The sequence below is a fragment of the Novacetimonas hansenii JCM 7643 genome (genome assembly GCF_000964405.1).
Lineage (GTDB): Bacteria > Pseudomonadota > Alphaproteobacteria > Acetobacterales > Acetobacteraceae > Novacetimonas > Novacetimonas hansenii.
In genome coordinates, this window is sequence record NZ_BANE01000241.1 from 1 (window position 1) to 1,584 (window position 1,584).

A 1,584-nucleotide genomic window follows, 5' to 3' on the forward strand; every position below is an offset into this window, starting at 1 on the left:
GCCCCATGGAGAGACGATGCCGGCATGACCGGTCCGACAGGTGGAGAACGTGCGACACACGAGGATATCGCGCTCGCCCGGTGCGACCGTCTTCCATGCTGGTGGCGCGGATCGCGGCTACACACCCGCCCCCGACTACCGCGTCCCTGCTGCGAACGGTTCGGGCCGCATCCTATGGACCCGTCGCTCCAACGAAGGCGGGCCAGCCGATTGCGCGCTGGACGATCCCTCCTTTGCCATGGCTGTTTCGACCTGTTCACTGATGAGGAAGAGGACCACCGCTCCCTCGTTTGCCGGTCTCGCAGCCGGAACGGGGAAAGAGGTCACACCCCGCACCCGTTCTCCTTCGGGCGGGGCCTTCCGGGGGATGTCGCGCCCGAAGCTAGCCTGATCGTGGAAGGGAGTCACATCGGGCGCCAGCATCAACACCCGCTCGACGCCATTCTTTACAACCTGCCCGACAAGAATCCACTGAAAGCCGGGTTCCGTGAGATTAAGGTGCACATGGATTATGCAACACTCGGCAGAAATACTCCTCGCGGGATTGATCCGGGCGATGTCGATAGCCTGCAGAGAACGGCTTCACGTCTGCAAGATTACGATGGAAGCCTAGGACAGTCGCGCCAGACGGCGGATCGTCGTGCACAGAGCATCAGCTTCCCGACGGGCGGTACCAAACGGCACGATTGTCATATAAGTCACGCCGTTGGGGTCCAATTGATACTGGATTTCGAGAAAAGCTGTCTCGACAGTCCGTGTGGTCGAACGGGAACGACCGCCAAAAGTATAGCCGCCAAACAAACCATTACGCGACAGGCCCCCGACAGTGAAGCGTCCGCCGTGACGCGTATTAGTAATGTGTGTCGCCTCACGCTCCACCTGAACGCCCACGATCTGGTCCGAGCGCAGATGCCTTTTCCGATAATCGCTGTTCTGGTCCATGACGATGACTTCGCCCTGTTGGGTGATCGCCAGTGCGCCCGGTGTCTCCTGCCACCATATCCGCTTTTGCAGGACCGATGAATTGGCCGCCTGAATTTCGGCACCCAGCTGCTCGGCGGCTTTTTTGTAACGAAAATTCTGAAAGGGGGTGAGAATGAATGCCTTAACGCCCTTGATCAGCAGACCTGAAATAAGGAAACACAAAAACCCGTTCAAAAGAGCGCCAGCAAGGCTCAAATGAATCAGATTTCCAAGGACCGGCGGCGCCACACAGATAATCATGATTGCGAGCGGGACAATCGCCGTAATTTTTTCAGTCTTCTGAACGCAGGTCAGAACGCTGTCATGCGAGCCGATGTCCGCCTGCGCCCCTGGCAATGCAGTCTCCATACCGCTCTCCATTTGTAGTTCGGTAACACTTCGTGACAGTGTATATGACGACAGTGCACTGGTGAATACCGAAAGAGTATTCTCATCCGGGGGAGGCGCTCACGCGCCCGCCTCCTTGCGGAACCGCCAGACCGGGATGCCCATCTGTTTGGCCTTGTCGGCCAGATTGTCCTGAATGCCCGATCCCGGAAACACCATGACGCCTACGGGCAGGACTTTCAGCAGGGCGTCGTTGCGCCGGAACGGGGCGGC

Annotated in this window: 2 protein-coding genes; one reads left to right on the forward strand and one right to left on the reverse strand. The window is 58.6% G+C overall.

The window, feature by feature from the left end; translation table 11 throughout:
- Positions 1-49 precede the first annotated feature (49 nt).
- The gene (locus B7G66_RS17525) at positions 50-391 is read left to right on the forward strand and encodes a DUF736 domain-containing protein (protein WP_148424805.1); all 342 of its coding nucleotides are present in this window, start codon (positions 50-52) and stop codon (positions 389-391) included.
- A 218-nt stretch (positions 392-609) separates the two neighbouring features.
- Here the strand turns inward: B7G66_RS17525 and B7G66_RS13985 are convergent, their stop codons facing one another.
- Positions 610-1,332, reverse strand: coding sequence for a hypothetical protein (locus B7G66_RS13985; protein WP_003617593.1), 723 nt, complete (start codon positions 1,330-1,332; stop codon positions 610-612).
- Between the last annotated feature and the right edge of the window lie 252 nt (positions 1,333-1,584).